General features: G+C 67.8%; 14 protein-coding genes. 4 read left to right on the top strand and 10 right to left on the bottom strand.

All coding sequences use genetic code 11. From position 1 onward, the window contains the following. From LC407_RS18390 to LC407_RS18370, 5 genes are all read right to left on the bottom strand, one after another. Entirely contained in the window at window positions 1-1344 is a 1344-nt protein-coding gene (locus tag LC407_RS18390; protein WP_032974943.1) for a peptidylprolyl isomerase, read from the bottom strand. Next, window positions 1341-3842, bottom strand: coding sequence for an LPS-assembly protein LptD (gene lptD / locus LC407_RS18385; protein ID WP_223483370.1), 2502 nt, complete (start codon window positions 3840-3842; stop codon window positions 1341-1343). The genes LC407_RS18390 and lptD overlap by 4 nt, the downstream gene beginning before the upstream one ends. Before the next feature lie 89 nt (window positions 3843-3931). Further along, window positions 3932-4870, bottom strand: coding sequence for a histone deacetylase family protein (locus LC407_RS18380; RefSeq protein WP_223483369.1), 939 nt, complete (start codon window positions 4868-4870; stop codon window positions 3932-3934). Window positions 4871-4876: 6 nt separating this feature from the next. Beyond that, window positions 4877-5431 carry a cob(I)yrinic acid a,c-diamide adenosyltransferase gene (locus LC407_RS18375; RefSeq protein WP_223483368.1) on the bottom strand — a complete coding sequence of 185 codons (555 nt, stop codon included), beginning with the start codon at window positions 5429-5431 and terminating at the stop codon, window positions 4877-4879. A gap of 8 nt (window positions 5432-5439) precedes the next feature. Continuing rightward, the gene (locus LC407_RS18370) at window positions 5440-6024 is read right to left on the bottom strand and encodes a hypothetical protein (protein WP_025877927.1); all 585 of its coding nucleotides are present in this window, start codon (window positions 6022-6024) and stop codon (window positions 5440-5442) included. 107 nt (window positions 6025-6131) lie between these two features. Between LC407_RS18370 and ubiH the strand changes: the two genes are divergently transcribed. Beyond that, the gene (gene ubiH / locus LC407_RS18365) at window positions 6132-7337 is read left to right on the top strand and encodes a 2-octaprenyl-6-methoxyphenyl hydroxylase (RefSeq protein WP_099782905.1); all 1206 of its coding nucleotides are present in this window, start codon (window positions 6132-6134) and stop codon (window positions 7335-7337) included. Further along, window positions 7334-8515, top strand: coding sequence for a UbiH/UbiF family hydroxylase (locus tag LC407_RS18360; protein WP_059066055.1), 1182 nt, complete (start codon window positions 7334-7336; stop codon window positions 8513-8515). Before ubiH ends, LC407_RS18360 begins: the two co-directional genes overlap by 4 nt. Before the next feature lie 274 nt (window positions 8516-8789). On the opposite strand, the gene LC407_RS18355 is transcribed toward LC407_RS18360, so the two are convergent. From LC407_RS18355 to LC407_RS18335, 5 genes are all read right to left on the bottom strand, one after another. Then, window positions 8790-9188, bottom strand: a complete 399-nt coding sequence (locus LC407_RS18355) for a hypothetical protein (protein ID WP_059066056.1) — start codon at window positions 9186-9188, stop codon at window positions 8790-8792. Next, on the bottom strand, window positions 9188-10255 hold the full coding sequence (rlmM, locus tag LC407_RS18350) for a 23S rRNA (cytidine(2498)-2'-O)-methyltransferase RlmM (protein ID WP_223483367.1): 1068 nt from the start codon (window positions 10253-10255) through the stop codon (window positions 9188-9190). Before rlmM ends, LC407_RS18355 begins: the two co-directional genes overlap by 1 nt. After that, entirely contained in the window at window positions 10239-10799 is a 561-nt protein-coding gene (locus LC407_RS18345) for a nucleoside deaminase (protein WP_059066057.1), read from the bottom strand. The genes rlmM and LC407_RS18345 overlap by 17 nt, the downstream gene beginning before the upstream one ends. 96 nt (window positions 10800-10895) lie before the next feature. Continuing rightward, on the bottom strand, window positions 10896-11627 hold the full coding sequence (locus LC407_RS18340; RefSeq protein ID WP_059066058.1) for a DUF6348 family protein: 732 nt from the start codon (window positions 11625-11627) through the stop codon (window positions 10896-10898). Between the two features lie 177 nt (window positions 11628-11804). Continuing rightward, window positions 11805-13553: a glutamine--tRNA ligase/YqeY domain fusion protein gene (locus LC407_RS18335; RefSeq protein WP_223483366.1), complete on the bottom strand. Its 1749-nt coding sequence runs from the start codon at window positions 13551-13553 to the stop codon at window positions 11805-11807. Window positions 13554-13679: 126 nt separating this feature from the next. Here LC407_RS18335 and LC407_RS18330 point away from each other — a divergent pair, with 126 nt between their 5' ends. Then, window positions 13680-13943 (top strand): DUF2007 domain-containing protein, encoded by a 264-nt coding sequence (locus LC407_RS18330; protein WP_025877942.1) that lies wholly within the window; start codon window positions 13680-13682, stop codon window positions 13941-13943. A 30-nt stretch (window positions 13944-13973) separates the two neighbouring features. Then, entirely contained in the window at window positions 13974-14639 is a 666-nt protein-coding gene (gene msrA / locus LC407_RS18325) for a peptide-methionine (S)-S-oxide reductase MsrA (protein WP_059066071.1), read from the top strand. Window positions 14640-15226 lie beyond the last annotated feature (587 nt).

The raw sequence follows: 15226 nt of genomic DNA, 5'->3' as shown, positions 1-15226 counted from the left end.
TCAGGACTGCGGAGGCGTGGCGGTATTTTCCGCCCGGTCACCGCTGCGGAAGCTGACGTAGGCTTCGCCACGCAGCTCCTGCAGGAAGCGGTTGTACTCGTCTTCCAGCTTGCGGCGACCGATGGTCTCGCGGACCTGGGCGCGCTGGTTGTCACTGCCGACGTCGGTCTGGCGGGTGCCCACGCGCTGCACGATGTGCCAGCCCGCATCGGTGCGGAACGGCTGGCTTACGCCGCCGTCCTGGATGCCTGCCACCTGCTGGCCGAAGGCCGGGCCGAACGCGTCGGCCGGGAACCAGCCCAGATCGCCGCCCTGGCCCTTGCTGTTGGTGTCCTCGGACGATTCCTTGGCCACCTGCTGGAAGTCGGCACCGCCGGCAATACGCGCACGCAGGGTGTCGATCTTGGCCTTGGCGGCCGCGTCGGACTGGGCATCGTCCACGCGCACCAGGATATGGCGGCCGTGGTACTCGGTGACCGTGTGGGTGCCTGCCGCCGCGCTGGCGTCACGCACTTCCACCAGCTTCAGCAGCTGGAAGCCGCTCGGGCCACGGATCGGGCCGACCACTTCGCCGGGCTTCATCTGCTGCATCGTCTGTGCGAACGCGGCCGGGATTTCATCCAGGGTGCGCCAGCCGAGGTCGCCGCCTTCCAGCGCATTGGGGCTGTCGGAATAGCGCACGGCCGCCGCATTGAAGTCCAGTTCGCCCTTGTCCAGCAGGGCCTTCACGCCATCAGCCTTCTTCTGGCCGGTGGCGATCTGCTCGGCGCTGGCACCATCGGGCAGGGCGACCAGGATGTGTGCGAGGTGGAACTGGTTGCCGGCATCGGCCTGCTGCTTCAGGGCAGCATCGACCTCGCCTTCGCTGACGCTGATGCGGCTCTGCGCGAAGCTCTGGCGCAGGCGCTGCACGGTGATCTCGTCACGCACCGAGGCGCGGAAATCGTTGAAATCGATACCGTCACTGGCCAGGCGCTGGCGCAGGGCATCCAGGGTCGAGCCGTTCTGCTGGGCGATGGCATTCATCGCCTGGGTCAGTTCCTGGTCGCTGACACGGATGCCGCTGCCCTGGGCACGGGCCACCTGCAGCTTGACCAGCACCAGGCGCTCGAGCACCTGGCGGCTGAGCACGTCATCGGGCGGCAGCTGGGCCTCGCGGCCGGCGTACTGCGCCTTGATGTTGGCGATCGCACGCTGGAGCTCGCTCTGCAGGATCACGTCCTCATCGACGACAGCAGCGATGCGATCCAACGGCTGGGCCTCCTGCGCAAGAACCTGCAGGGGGGCGGACACGCTGGACACCGCCAGAAGCGATGCGAGGAGAACGGGGAAGCTCTTGGTCATGGGATCTGATTCGGATCGTAGTCATCGCGGGTCGCTCCGGTGTTGCTGGGCGGCACGAGATAGAGGTCGTCGCGGTTGTAGCCGAGGATAGCACGGCGCAAAGTGCGGTCCGTGTCCTGGCCGAGGGAGCTCAAGCCCTTGAGCACGAACTCGAGCTGGATGGAGTTGTTCATTTCGCCTTCGCGGTTGCGTACGTAGCGGCGGGCCACGGCGCGCACGGCCAGGCAGCAGCTGTCCCACTGTACGCCACCGATGATCTCCAGCGGTTCCTTGTCCTGGATCGAGTAGTAGTAGCGGCCGACCAGGCTCCAGCGCTCGTTCAGCGGGTACAGGAACGACAGGTCGGCCTGTTCCAGCAGGGTGCGGTCATGCTTGTTGGCGGTGGCGGGGGCGCCGGAATTGATGCGGTAACGGTAGGTCAGGTTGACCACGCCGTCGTTGGACATCAGGTAGCGGGCGCGCACGCTGGCCAGATCCTCGCGCTTGTACTTGGGGTCCCACTGATAGGTGGCGCCCAGGGTCCAGCGGTCGTTGATCATGTAGTTGCCGTCGGCGATCCAGGCCGACTTGCCCTTTTCAACCGGCGCGCCACCGGGGACCACGCTCACCCGCGACTCGTCGAAGTACTGGATCTGGCCGATGGAGGCCGAGAAACGCTCCTTGCCGGTGGTCTGGTCGATGAAGCGGGTGCTCAGGGCCACGGTCAGCTGGTTGGCGTCGTTCTGGCGATCGGCGCCGGTATAGCGCGAATCGCGGAACAGCTGGCCCCAGCTGAAGGTGAAGTCGCGGGTATCGAAGATCGGCAGCTCGTCCTGGTCGCGGTAGGGCGTGCGCAGGTAGAACAGGCGCGGTTCCAGGGTCTGCAGGAACGACTTGCCACCGATCTTCGTCTCACGGTCGAAGAACAGGCCGGCATCGAGGCTGGCGATCGGCAGGCTGCGGCTGGGCGAGGTGTTGCCGCGCAGCTGTTCGGGGGTAGCGGTGGCCGGGTCGATGCCCTGCGAGCGCAGGATCTGGCCGCGGATGCCGTTCACGCCATCAACCAGTCCACGGTCCAGCTGGTAACCGGTATAGCGGTAGGCAAGCGTGGGCGTGACATACCAGGCCGCGCCGCTGATCGGGAACGACACGTACGGTTTCAGGTCCAGTCGCGAGCCGCCGCTGACACCGATGCCCTCGGTCTGCCGGCTGCCGTTGCGGGTGTACTGCAGGTCCGGTCCCGCATCGGCGCCGTACTTGAAGTTGATGTCGTCGTGGGTGAAGCGCACGGCCTCGGCGTAGACACCGGTCTCCAGCCACGGCAGCAGCGGCTTGTCCCAGTTGAAGTACAGGCGCGGCTGGCGGTTGTAGGCCAGCGCACTCTCGTTGAGGGTGTAGTCGGTCAGCTGCCAGCGGTCGGCCATGATGCCGGCCGTCCAGTTCTTGCCGGTGCCGTACAGGCCGACGGTGCTCTGCAGGTTTGACGCGGTGACGCCCACCAGGCGGTTGGCGAAGTCTTCCACGTAGCGTTCGTCGCTGACCCAGGCCAGGTTGGCGCGGGCCTGCCAGTGGTCGTCGAGGTTGTGGTAGCCGCCGAACATCACCCGGCCGCGGTCGCGGTCGCGCAGTTTGTCGTTGGGCATGAACGCGGTCAGCAGTTCGCCGCGGCCGCCGTTGTAGAGGTAGCGGAACTCGTTGTCGAGCATCAGGCCGCGTTGGCTCATGTAACGCGGGGTCAACGTGTCGTCGTAGTTCGGCGCCAGGTTGAAGTAGATCGGCTGTGCGTAATCGAAACCGTTGCGGCCGGACATGCCCAGCTGCGGGAACAGCAGGCCGGTCTTGCGCCGGTCATCGATCGGGAACTTGAAGTAGGGCGCCCACAGCACCGGCACCTTGCCGATCCGCAGCACCGCGTTGCGGGCGGTGCCGAAGCCTTCGTCGTTGTCGACTTCGATTTCCGGGGCGGTCAGCTTCCACACCGGCTGCGACGGGTCGCAGGTGGTGTAGGTGGAGCGGTGCATCTGCCCGACCGCGCCCTGCAGGTCGACCGATTCGGCTTCACCGTTGCCGCGGCGGGACACCAGCTGGTACTGGATGTCGGTGATCTTGTGGGTGTCGCTTTCCTGGTTGCCCTCGGCGCGCTTGGCGACCATCCGGATCGAGGCATCCTGGTAACGGACGTTGCCGTCGGCGACATAGTTGCCGCTTTCGGTATCGAAGCTGAGCTTGTCGGTGCCCACGAACTGGTCGCCCCGGCGCAGCGCCACGTTGCCCTGGTACTGCGGCACGGTGGTGGTGCCCAGCAGCTGGTCGCCCTCGATGTCGGTGGGCTGCTGTTCGCGCGCAGCGCTGGCGGCAGCCTTGTCCTGGCCGGGCACCGGGGTCGGTGCGTCGGTGAACGCAGGGATCACGTCGGTGGCCGGGCAAAGGCCCCAGTTGAGCGGCTTGTCATCAGCCCATGCCGGAAGGCAGACGGCGATGCTCAGGGGCAGGGGAAGCAGGCGGAGGGCTCGGCGCACGCGGTTCGGATTCGGGCGAAAACGGACGGTAGCTTGCCCCATCCCTTGCATAGGGGCAATGAAGGCCTCCCCGGGTTGCCGGTTCGGGTTCATCCAGGCCCGCTGCCGGAAGGCGTCGCCATCAGTGCCTGCAGGTGGGCCACGCTGCACTCGGCCAAGGCCTGCAGGTCGTATCCTCCCTCCAGCATCGACACCACCCGGCCGGCGGCATGGCGGCGTGCCAGCGCGTGCAGTTCGCGGGTGATCCAGGCGAAATCGTCGGTCTCCAGCATCAGGTCGGCCTGCGGGTCGCGCAGGTGGGCGTCGAAGCCTGCCGAGATCAGCAGCAGCTGGGGGCGGAAGTCGTCGATCGCCGGCAGCATCTCGTCGGCCCAGACGTTGCGGAAGCGGAAGCCACCACTGCCGGGCGGCAGCAGGATGTTCATCAGGTTGCCGGCGCCGCGGTCACGGCGCAGGCCGGACTCGGGGAACAGCCCGGCCTGGTGGGTGCTGTAGTAGGACACCCGTGCGTCGTGCTGGAAGATGTCCTGGGTGCCGTTGCCGTGGTGGACGTCGAAGTCGACCACTGCGATCCGCTCCAGACCGTGGCGGTCGCGGGCGTAGGCGGCGGCGATGGCGATGTTGTTGAGCAGGCAGAAGCCCATCGCGGTGCTGCTGGTGGCATGGTGGCCGGGCGGGCGCACCGCGCAGAAGGCCAGCGGATCCTCGCCCAGCATCACCGCATCGACGGCCGCGACACCTGCGCCGGCGGCGTGCACCGCGGCGCTGGCCGAGCCCGGCGAGGTCCAGGTGTCCATGTCCAGCTGGCGCAGCGGTGCGCTCTGCGGTTGCAGTACCAGATCCAGCAGCGCACTGTCGTGGACCCGGGTCAGTTCACCGAACTTGGCCGGCGGCGCTTCGCGCCAATCCAGTTGGCCGGGGAAGGCCTCGTGCAGCGCGTCGAGCACCACCTGCAGGCGTTGCGGGCATTCAGGATGGCCAGGGCCCGGATCGTGCAGCAGGCAGGCGGGATGGGTGAAGACCAGCACGGCGGCTCAGCGCTGGCGATGCTGTGGTTGCCACAGCGCTTCGCCGTGGCCATCGGCCCGTGCCAGCACCCGGGCCAGCACGAACAGCAGGTCTGACAGCCGGTTGAGGTACTGCAGCGCCTCGTTGCGTACCGGTTCCACGCGGGCCAGGGCGACCGTGTCGCGCTCGGCGCGGCGGACCACGGTGCGCGCCAGGTGGCAGCGCGCGGCGGCCTCGCCACCGGCCGGCAGGATGAACTCCTTCAGCATCGGCAGGTCGGCGTTGTAGTGGTCCAGCTGCTGTTCCAGCGCCGACACATCAGCGGCGTGGATCGCGGCATGGCCGGGAATGCACAGTTCGGCGCCCAGATCGAACAGCTGGTGCTGCAGGTGCACCACCAGTGCGCGGACGTCCTCCGGCAGCGGCACGGCCAACAACAGGCCGAGCGTGGCGTTGGCTTCATCGACGGTGCCATAGGACGCAACACGCAGGTCATCCTTGCCGACCCGGCTGCCGTCACCCAGGCCGGTGCTGCCGTCGTCGCCGGTGCGGGTGTAGATGCGCGAGAGGCGATGACCCATGGCGTGGCTCAGTGGTGGATGTCGCGGCGGGCCTGCAGGAGCTTGAGCACCTGCTCCACGGCCAGCTGCAGTGCGGCGGCCAAGGCCACGTAGATCGCGGTGGTGCGCAGGTAAGGGCCGAACCATTGGGCGTAGTTCTGTGCCCATCCGGCCACGGTCGGCTCGGCCACGTTCTGGCTGGTCCAGTAGAAACCGCCCTGCGCCAGCAGATGGCACAGCGCCACCGACGCCACCAGCAGCAAGGCACCCTTGCCCAGCACCGACCACTGTGCGCTGCGGTAGTTGCGACCCAGCAACATGCCACCGGCCCACATCGCGAAGTACGCCGGCAACAGCAGCCAGTAGCCCGGCGATACGCAGTAGTGCTGCCAGAAGTCGAGGCCGCTGCTGCGGATCACGATCCAGTCGACCAGCACCGCGAACACCATCAGCAGCGGGAACGCCCAGCGGGTCCAGCGGGCGAGATAGAAGCCGCCGATGAAGAACACCGCCCAGGAGGCGTCCGGGATTGCCGCGAAGTGATTGACGCGGGTCGCAGCCAGCAACAGCACGAGCACTGACAGGACGAAGGCGCGGGGGGCGGAGTCGGACATGGCGGTGGGCCGGAGCGGATTCAGGTTTCATTCTAGCCCGGCGCGGCGCTTGGCGCAGGCGGGGCGGCGTGGGGCATGCCGGCGCGGCGAGCGCGTATCATGCGCCCATGAGTGAACGACATGACGTGCTGATCGTCGGTGGCGGTCTGGTGGGTGCCAGCCTGGCCATCGCCCTGGACCGCCTGGGCCGCGACGTGGGCCTGCTCGAAGCCAGCCCGGCCGGGGAACTGCCGGCGGTGTTCGACCAGCGCAACCTCAGTTTTGCCGCCGCCACGATCAACGCGCTGACCGCGCTGGGGGTCATGCAGAAGCTGTCGATGGCGCCCGGTCCGATCCGCCGCATCCATGTCAGCCGCGCCGGCGATTTCGGCCGGGTGCAGCTCGATGCCGCAGAGTACGACCGGCCATGGTTCGGCCAGGTGGTGGTGGCGCGTGATTTCGGCCAGGCGCTGGAAAGCCGGCTGCAGGAGTTGTCACGGCTGCGCCGCTACCGGCCGATGCGTTTCCTTGGCCTGGGCGAGGTGATTGACGGCTACCGCCAGGTGCGGGTGGCCGATGACAGTGGCGAGCGGGTGCTGCTGGCGCGGCTGGTGGTCGGTGCCGACGGCACCAGCAGCGGCGTGCGCGATGCGTTGGGCATCGACGTTGATCGCCACGACTTCCAGCAGACGCTGTTCGTGGCCCGCGTGCGCAGCCAGCGCGCGCCCGATGGCACCGCCTGGGAGCGTTTCACCGATACCGGCCCGACGGCGTTGCTGCCGCGTGGCGACCGCCATTTCGGTACCGTGCACGGGGTTGCCCGTGACCAGGCCGAGGCGGTGATGGCGCTGGACGACGCTGCCTGGCTGCAGCGCCTGCAGCAGGCCATCGGCTGGCGGGCGGGCCGCCTGCTCGACTCCGGCCCGCGCAGTGCCTATCCGCTGATCCAGGTACTGGCGCGCGCGCTGGTGGGGGAGCGCACGGTGCTGCTGGGCAATGCCGCGCAGACCATCCACCCGCTGGGTGCGCAGGGTTTCAACCTCGGCCTGCGCGACGCATTGACGTTGGCCGAGCTGCTGGAAGTGGAGGGTGATGCCGGCAGCGATGCACTGTTGCGATCCTACGTGGACCGCCGCGAAGAAGATCGACGGCAGACGGTGGCGTTCTCCGGCGGCCTTGCCCGGCTGACCAGCAATCCGGCGCCGCTGCTGCGCCCCCTGCGCAGCCTTGGCCTGGTGGCCGCACAGCGCGCCTCGGTGCAGTCGATGCTGGTTGGTGGTGCGATGGGCTTCCGTGGCGATGTGCCGCGCCTGTGCCGTGGAGAAGCCGCATGAACCGGCGCGCACGCCTGGACGTGGCCATTGTGGGCGGCGGTGTGGTCGGCGCCGCCTGTGCGCTGGCGCTGGCCGATGCCGGCCTTGCCGTAACGCTGGTGGAAGGGCGTGAACCGGCACCATGGCAGGCCGCACAGCCGGATCTGCGGGTGTTCGCCTTCGCCGCCGACAACGTGCAGTTGCTTGAGCGTCTCGGCGTGTGGCCGACGATCGCGCAGGCACGCGCCTGGCCATACCGGCGCATGCAGGTGTGGGACGCGGCCGGTGGCGACGACCTGCTGTTCGACGCCGATCGCTTCGGCCGTCGCGAGCTGGGTTTCATCGTCGAGAACGGCTTGCTGCAGGATCGCCTGTGGGCGGCGCTGCCGGCAGCTGGCGTGGAGCTGCATTGCCCGGCGCGCGTGGAAGCGCTTGAGCAGGACGAGCACGCTGTGCGCCTGCGCCTGGATGATGGCCGTCGCATCGAAGCCGCACTGGCGGTGGCTGCCGACGGCGCTGAATCGACCCTGCGCGGACTGGCCGGGATCGAGGTCGAGCGCCACGATTACCAGCAGCGCGGTGTAGTCGCCTATGTGGACAGCGAGCTGCCCAACCAGGCCACGGCCTGGCAGCGCTTCCTGCCGACCGGTCCGCTGGCGCTGTTGCCGGTGGCCGAGCGCCGCAGTTCCATCGTCTGGACATTGCCCGACGACGAGGCCGCACGCGTACTGGCCCTGGACGAAGACGCATTCAATCGTGAACTGACCCGCGCTTTCGCCGCGCGCCTGGGTGAACTGCGGCTGGCCTCGCCGCGCGCGGCCTTCCCGCTGCGCCGGCAGCTGGCCCGCCACTACGTGGCCGGTCGCGTGCTGGCGCTGGGCGATGCCGCCCACGTGGTGCATCCGCTGGCCGGGCAGGGCGTCAATCTTGGCCTGCGCGATGTCGCCGCCCTGCAGCACTGGCTGGCGCCGTCGGCCGAACGGCGTGGACAACCCCGGTTGTCGCCGCAGCGCGTGCAGCGCTGGGCGCGTGAGCGTCGCAGCGACAACCAGATCGCCGCCTACAGCTTCGACGCGATCAACCGGCTGTTCTCCAACGACGAGATGCACCTGACCCTGGCGCGTGGCCGCGCGCTGGGCTGCGTAGGCAAGTGGCCGCCGCTGGTACAGGCCTTCTGGAAGCGCGCCGCAGGGGTGTGACGGCGAGGCCCTGGTACATGCCAACCTTGGTTGGCGCGTCGATCGGGCATCCTCGGCCCAGCTGGAGTGAGGGCCTTCCGGGCTTGTGCCAACCAAGGTTGGCACCTACCAAAAGCGGGCCATGCCGGTCTGCAGCGAATCGCTTCTGTAGACGCCAACCTTGGTTGGCGCGCGAGCCCCGGATCATCCGCCGGTAGCGCCGGGCCATGCCCGGCGAGCGCGTAGCGCGGTTCACCGATCCCGCCGGGCGTGGCCCGGCGCTACCGGAATCGGTTCAATCGATCAGCCAGCCGGCAAGGTCAGCGCGGTCCAGCTTGCCGCGACGCTTGCTGTCCAATGCGTTGAACTCATCGGAAAGCGCCGGATTGGCCAGTGCTTCGTCACGGCTGATGAAACCATCAGCATTCACGTCCAGCTCGGCGAAATGGATGCGGTACTGGCCGACCACGCTGGCCGGCGCCAGCGAGCGCACCGTTACCGGGGTTTCGCCCAGCGGCACCACGATGTCGACGCTGCCGGTCACGCGGCCGGCCGACAGTGACTGCTGTCGGACCACGCCACTGTCATCGCGCAGCGGAGCACTTTGTGCCGGTTGCGGGCGCGCCGGTTGTGCCAGTGCTGGCGACGCCAGCACCGCGGTACACAGCAGCAGGGATATGCGCAGGGTGTTCATCAGCGCAGCGGCGACGCCAGCACCGTGATTTCCTCACGGTCGTGGTACAGCTGCTTGGCACGTACCACCAGCGGCTTGCCGGCCTGCTCCTGGAACAGGTCCAGGCACAGGCGCGTCTCGTCCCAGCGCTTCTTCATCGGCAGCTTCAGGTTGAAGATCGCGTGCCTGCACCAGCCCTCGCGGAACCAGGTGGCCATGCGTTCGGCGACGCGACGCGGCTGCTCGACCATGTCGCAGACCATCCAGTCCAGCGGCTGCTCCGGGTGCCAATGGAAGCCATCGGCGCGCAGGTGTTCGACCAGGCCCGTGTCCAGCACGTGCTGGCGCAGCGGGCCGTTGTCGATGCTCAGCACATGCACGTGCTGGCGGGTCAGTACCCAGGTCCAGCCGCCGGGTGCCGCGCCCAGGTCGGCCGCACGCATGCCCGGACGCACCAGCGCTTCGCGTTCTTCCGGGGCAAGCAGGGTCAGCAGTGCCTCGTCCAGCTTCAATGCCGAGCGCGAGGGTGCATCGGGCAACAGCTTCAGGCGCGGAATGCCCAACGCCCAGGGTGCGCTGTCGTCCGGGTTGGCCACGCAGATGAAGGCATGCGTGCCATCGACGAACACCACGTGCAGGCGCGGCAGGCGTGCGTTGGGTTTTTCGCTGAGTTTGCCGGCCTTGCGCAGCGCCGGGCGCAGGGCATTACCGAAGGCACGCGCCAGTCCGGACAGCGGTTTGCCGGCGTCCGAATCGGGATGCTCCACCGACAGATCACCGAAGCGCGGCGCATCGGCCAGCACGTCCAGCATCGGCGTGATGCGGTCGGCCGGATCCAGCTGCGGCAGCTCGGCCAGCACCACCAGCTTCTGGCGGGCGAAGATCAGCTCGCGCCACGGCAGTCGCGGTGCAAGCGCTGCGGCTTCATCGCACATGAAGAGCACGTAGCCGTCGTTGCGCTGGGTACGGGCGTAACCGGCAAAACCGGCGGCGCCTGCGCGGAACTGCAGTTCGCCGGCCAGCTCGGGCTCGAAGCCCTGCCGGCACAGGCACAGCAGGCCGATGCCGGCCTCAGTAACGGGCGCCATCGCTTTCCCCATAGGCACGCAGCACGCTGCGCGCCGCATCGCGGTTCAGGCCCTGCACCACGTCGATGCCGCGCTTGTTGAGCTCGCCCACCCAGTCGGCCGGCAGCGGGCCTTCATCGAACGGGGTCAGTTCTTCCACGTCGGCCGAACTGGCGCCGATCAGCAGGCGGTCGATGCCGGCCCACACGGTGGCGCCGTAGCACTGGCAGCACGGCTGCGAGCTGGTGGCCAGGGTGATCGGCGACAGCACCGCGTTCAGGCGCGGGGTCTGCAGGCGCTGCTGGGCCAGCATGTAGGCCATGTTCTCGGCGTGCGCCAGCGAGGTCGAATGCGGCATCACCCGGTTCACGCCGGCAGCGATCACCTTGTCATCCGGCCCGAACACCACGGCGCCGAACGGGCCGCCACTGGCGTGGTCGACGTTCAGCCGCGACAGCTCGATCGCCAGCGCGACCTTGGCCTCGTCGCCCGGATATCGACGATCCAGGTCGATCTGGTCGTGGATCCAGGCGGGAAGGGTCAGGTGGACTTGCGCGTACAGCATCGCGGGGGTGCCTCGTTGGGAGTGAAAGGAACAGGTGCAACAGATGTCGGCGCGCAGTGTAGCGGCAGTGGCATGTACCGGGCGTGCGCGCTGGATTCAGGCCGCTGAGGGTGAGCCGGTGCGGATCACCACGTACTGCTTCCGGAATTCCAGCCCCGCCTGCGGCCAGCGCGCAGCATAGGCGCGCAGCAGCGGCAGGGCAGGGGCGAAGTCATGGCCGTTGACCCGGCAGTCGGCTTCGCACTGGCCCTGCTCGTCGCGCGAAGCGAACAGACGGATGGCCAGGAAGTGATGGGCCTTCAGCAGATCGTCGAAGGCGTCGATGCTCCTGGTGAACAGGCAGCAGGGGCAGGAGCCGTGGTCGTCTTCGCTGCACGCAGCAGCGTCGTCCAGTTCGCGGGCGCGGTAATGGGCCAGCGGTCCCAGCACCACGGTGCGCTCGTGTTCCCGGCCGTCTTCGTTGGTCGGGTAGGTCAGTCCCATCATCGGCAGATCCGGTGCGTCTTCAGCGCCGATGGCGGCCTGCAGGGTCGCCAGATCCACCCGCACCCAGGTCTCGAAGCCGGACAGCAGGGATTCCTGTTCGGTTGCGCCATTGGCGTGCTGGTATTCGAACAGGCCATCGGCGAACAAGCCCGCGTGACGGGTCTCGATGACGGTGGAGGTCTGCCAGCCGCCGTTGTCTCGTTCGTTGCTGGCGACACCGTGTGGGGTCAGGTGCAGGCCACTGTCGAGCAGCAGTCCGTCGTCCTCGACGGTGCAGGCGATGTCACGGCCCAGCAGGACCTGTTGCAGCAGCGGCAGAAGTGCACTCGGGGCAGCGGACATGGCAGGGCCTGATGGGTAGGAAAGAACGGACGATGATGGCGGTATCCGCTGCACAGCGGCAGTGCGTGCCACGTGCGCAGCACGGCCGGGCCGCGTCCGCTGGTCGGCGCTGCGGCTTCACGGGATGGGGCACTCGCCGGGATGACGCGGGCGCCTGTGCGGCGCCCGCGCAGGTGCTCAGGCCGACCAGGTGTCGCGCAGGGTCACGCTGCGGTTGAACACCGGCTTGGCTGCGGTGTGGTCGCGGCGGTCGGCAACGAAGTAGCCGGTGCGCTCGAACTGGAACGACTGTTCCGGCGCCGCGGTGGCAGCCGCCGGCTCGACATAGCCGATGACGGTGCGACGTGATTCCGGATTGAGGTAATCGCGGTAGGTCTTGCCTTCCGATTCATCGTCCGGGTTCGGCACCGAGAACAGGCGGTCATACAGGCGGATCTCGGCCGGCACGCCGTGCACCGCGCTGACCCAGTGGATGGTGCCCTTGACCTTGCGGTTGGCGCCTTCCATGCCCGGACGCGACTCCGGATCCAGCCAGCCGCGCAGTTCGGTGATGGTGCCGTCGGCATCCTTGATCACTTCATCGCAGCGGATGATGCCGGCGCCGCGCAGGCGCACTTCGCCACCGGGAACCAGGCGCTTCCAGCCCTTCGGCGGCACTTCGGCAAAGTCCTCGCGGTCGATCCACACTTCACGTGCGAACGGCACTTCGCGGATACCGAAGCTTTCGTCCTTCGGGTGGTTGCTGAAGGTCAGCTGCTCTTCGTGGCCGTCGGCCAGGTTGGTCAGCACCAGCTTGACCGGGTCGACCACGGCCATGCGGCGCGGCGCGGCGCTGTCCAGGTCTTCGCGCAACGCGCCTTCCAGCACGCTGAAATCGATCAGCGAATTCTGCTTGCTGATGCCCACGCGCTCGGCGAACAGGCGCATCGCCGCCGGCGTGTAGCCACGGCGACGCAGGCCCTGCAGGGTCGGCATGCGCGGGTCTTCCCAGCCGTCCACCAGCTGTTCGGTGACCAGCGCCATCAGCTTGCGCTTGCTCATCACCGTGTAGTTGATGTTCAAGCGCGAGAACTCGATCTGGCGCGGCTTGGCCGCTTCGCGCGGCAGGCCGGCGTCGACCAGCGGCTGGGTCAGCGCGTCATCGTGGGCGAAGTCGACGTTATCCACGCACCAGTCGTACAGCGGGCGGTGGTCTTCGAACTCCAGCGTGCACAGCGAGTGGGTGATGCCTTCGATCGAATCGCCCAGTGCATGGGCGAAGTCATACATCGGGTAGATCGGCCAGGCGTTGCCGGTGTTCTGGTGTTCGACGTGCTTGATGCGGTACAGGGCCGGATCGCGCAGGTTGATGTTGCCGCTGGCCATGTCGATCTTGGCGCGCACGGTGCGCGCGCCATCGGGGAATTCACCGGCGCGCATGCGGCGGAACAGGTCCAGGTTTTCCTCGACGCTGCGGTCGCGCCACGGCGAGGGCCGGCCCGGTTCGGTCAGGGTGCCGCGGTAGGCGCGCACTTCCTCGGCCGACAGGTCACAGACGTAGGCCTTGCCGTCGGCGATCAGCTTCTCGGCGGCCAGGTAGTAGGCGTCGAAGTAATCCGACGCATGGCGCAGCTCGTTCCACTCAAAGCCCAGCCAGCGCACGTCGTCCTGGATCGCGGCCACGTACTCCGGGTCTTCCTTGGCCGGGTTGGTGTCGTCGAAACGCAGGTTGCAGACGCCGCCGAACTCGCCGGCGACGCCGAAGTTCAGGCAGATCGACTTGGCATGGCCGATGTGCAGGTAGCCGTTCGGCTCGGGCGGGAAGCGGGTCTTGATCGCCTGGTGCTTACCGCTGGCCAGGTCCTCGCGCACGATCTGGCGGATGAAATCGCGCTTCTCGTGGCTGTCGGCGGGGGTCTCGGGGCTGGCGGGGGTGTGCTCTGACATGAGTCGGCGAAAGAAAGGCAGAAAGATTGCCAGTCTAACGCTTACCGGGAAGGGCTGCCCGGCGAGCGCAGCGGCACCATTCAGCCCCCGGGCGTATGCTGGAATCCTGTCCCACGGAGCTGCCGCATGCACATCGTGTACAAGGCCGATAATCTGTTCGACGCCCACCTGGTCAAGCACGCGCTGGAAGACGCCGGCATCCCGGCGTTCGTGTTCGGCGAGTCGCTGCTGGGCGGCATGGGCGAGCTGCCGCTGTTCGGCGTGCTGCGGGTCGGTATCCCCGACGCCGCGCGGCCACAGGCCGAAGAGATCGTGGCGGCGCTGGACTTGGGCCACGCCGCAGACGCCCCCATTTCAGATGCCGACGACATTGCCGGGCTTCCGGCGTAGGAGCGCATCATGTTGGGAATCGGACAGGGCATCCTCGGCATCGGGGCCTTCAAGCAGCGCCTGCCGCGCCCGGAAGAGGCTTTGCCGGGCCGCGACCAGCCGCTGCCGCTGCACAGCAACCAGCACTTCGTGAACAGCCATCCGCTGAAGGACCGTTTCGCCGGCCTGCAGCAGATCCGCTTCGCGCTGGGCTGCTTCTGGGGCGCCGAGCGCAAATTCTGGAACGAGCCGGGCGTGTACAGCACCTCGGTGGGCTATGCCGGTGGAATCACCCCGAACCCCACCTATGAAGAGGTCTGCTCGGGCCTGACCGGCCACACCGAGGTGGTACAGGTGGTGTTCGACCCGGCGGTTGTCAGCCTGGAGCGCCTGCTGCAGCTGTTCTGGGAAAGCCACGACCCGACCCAGGGCATGCGCCAGGGCAACGACACCGGCACCCAGTACCGTTCGGCGATCCACGCCACCGACGAGGCCCAGTACGCCGCGGCGCTGGCCAGTGGCGAGGCCTACCAGGCGCAGCTGGCTGCAGCGGGGTATGGCCCGATCACCACCGAGATCGTGTATCCGGCACCGACGTACTACTACGCCGAGGACTATCACCAGCAGTACCTGGCCAAGAACCCGAACGGCTACTGCGGCATTGGCGGTACCGGCGTGAGCTGCCCGATCGGGTTGGATGTGGAGGTGCCGCGCTGACGCGCGGTGGTCCGCCTGCGGCGGGCAGAAGCCAAAGCCAAAGCCAAAGCCAAAGCCAAAGCCAAAGCCAAAGCCAAAGCGGCTCTGGGTTTCTGTGGGTTGGGCGGGGCGGTGTGGGTTGGCAGGACACGCCGTAAACCCGTCCATGGGGGCTCGATGGCGCCATCCATGGCGCCAACGGTCCTGCCAACCCACACCGCCCCGCCCCCGACCGTTTCCCGGTGACGGTGGGCAAGAGCATGGGTTACTGACGAACTGATGGAAAACAAAAAGGACGCGGCGTTCGCCGCGTCCTTTTTGTTTGTGAGCACGCGCAGCGCGCGACCCGCTGTTGCTTTTCTTTTCTTTCTTCCGTGGCGGGCGGCCACAGGAAACTGTCAGAGGGCGGGCGGGTTGGGTTCGCGGGGGTGTCCGCCGCATGGATGCGGCGGCCAAGCCTTATCTGATTGGAATCTGGCACCGTAGGTGTCGAGAGCCGGCGTGGGCCGCCGTGTAAGCCTGGATCTCGACGATCGCCATGGAGCTTGGCGCCCACGCCGGAATCTCCCTTGATCCGCCCGAACAGTTGCTGGAGCTGACACTCGCAG

The organism is Stenotrophomonas sp. OVS01A, from assembly GCF_019969775.1.
Taxonomy (GTDB): Bacteria; Pseudomonadota; Gammaproteobacteria; order Xanthomonadales; family Xanthomonadaceae; genus Stenotrophomonas; species Stenotrophomonas indicatrix.
This window is presented reverse-complemented; position numbering and strand designations above follow the sequence as displayed.

What these genes read in the sequence shown, in the direction of transcription:
- LC407_RS18330 (WP_025877942.1), top strand. Translation starts at nt 13,680, where the DNA reads ATGCACATCGTGTACAAGGCCGATAATCTGTTCGACGCCCACCTGGTC.
- LC407_RS18345 (WP_059066057.1), bottom strand. Translation starts at nt 10,799, where the DNA reads ATGCTGTACGCGCAAGTCCACCTGACCCTTCCCGCCTGGATCCACGAC.
- LC407_RS18360 (WP_059066055.1), top strand. Translation starts at nt 7,334, where the DNA reads ATGAACCGGCGCGCACGCCTGGACGTGGCCATTGTGGGCGGCGGTGTG.
- LC407_RS18355 (WP_059066056.1), bottom strand. Translation starts at nt 9,188, where the DNA reads ATGAACACCCTGCGCATATCCCTGCTGCTGTGTACCGCGGTGCTGGCG.
- ubiH (WP_099782905.1), top strand. Translation starts at nt 6,132, where the DNA reads ATGAGTGAACGACATGACGTGCTGATCGTCGGTGGCGGTCTGGTGGGT.
- LC407_RS18340 (WP_059066058.1), bottom strand. Translation starts at nt 11,627, where the DNA reads ATGTCCGCTGCCCCGAGTGCACTTCTGCCGCTGCTGCAACAGGTCCTG.
- LC407_RS18335 (WP_223483366.1), bottom strand. Translation starts at nt 13,553, where the DNA reads ATGTCAGAGCACACCCCCGCCAGCCCCGAGACCCCCGCCGACAGCCAC.
- LC407_RS18390 (WP_032974943.1), bottom strand. Translation starts at nt 1,344, where the DNA reads ATGACCAAGAGCTTCCCCGTTCTCCTCGCATCGCTTCTGGCGGTGTCC.
- rlmM (WP_223483367.1), bottom strand. Translation starts at nt 10,255, where the DNA reads ATGGCGCCCGTTACTGAGGCCGGCATCGGCCTGCTGTGCCTGTGCCGG.
- LC407_RS18370 (WP_025877927.1), bottom strand. Translation starts at nt 6,024, where the DNA reads ATGTCCGACTCCGCCCCCCGCGCCTTCGTCCTGTCAGTGCTCGTGCTG.
- LC407_RS18375 (WP_223483368.1), bottom strand. Translation starts at nt 5,431, where the DNA reads ATGGGTCATCGCCTCTCGCGCATCTACACCCGCACCGGCGACGACGGC.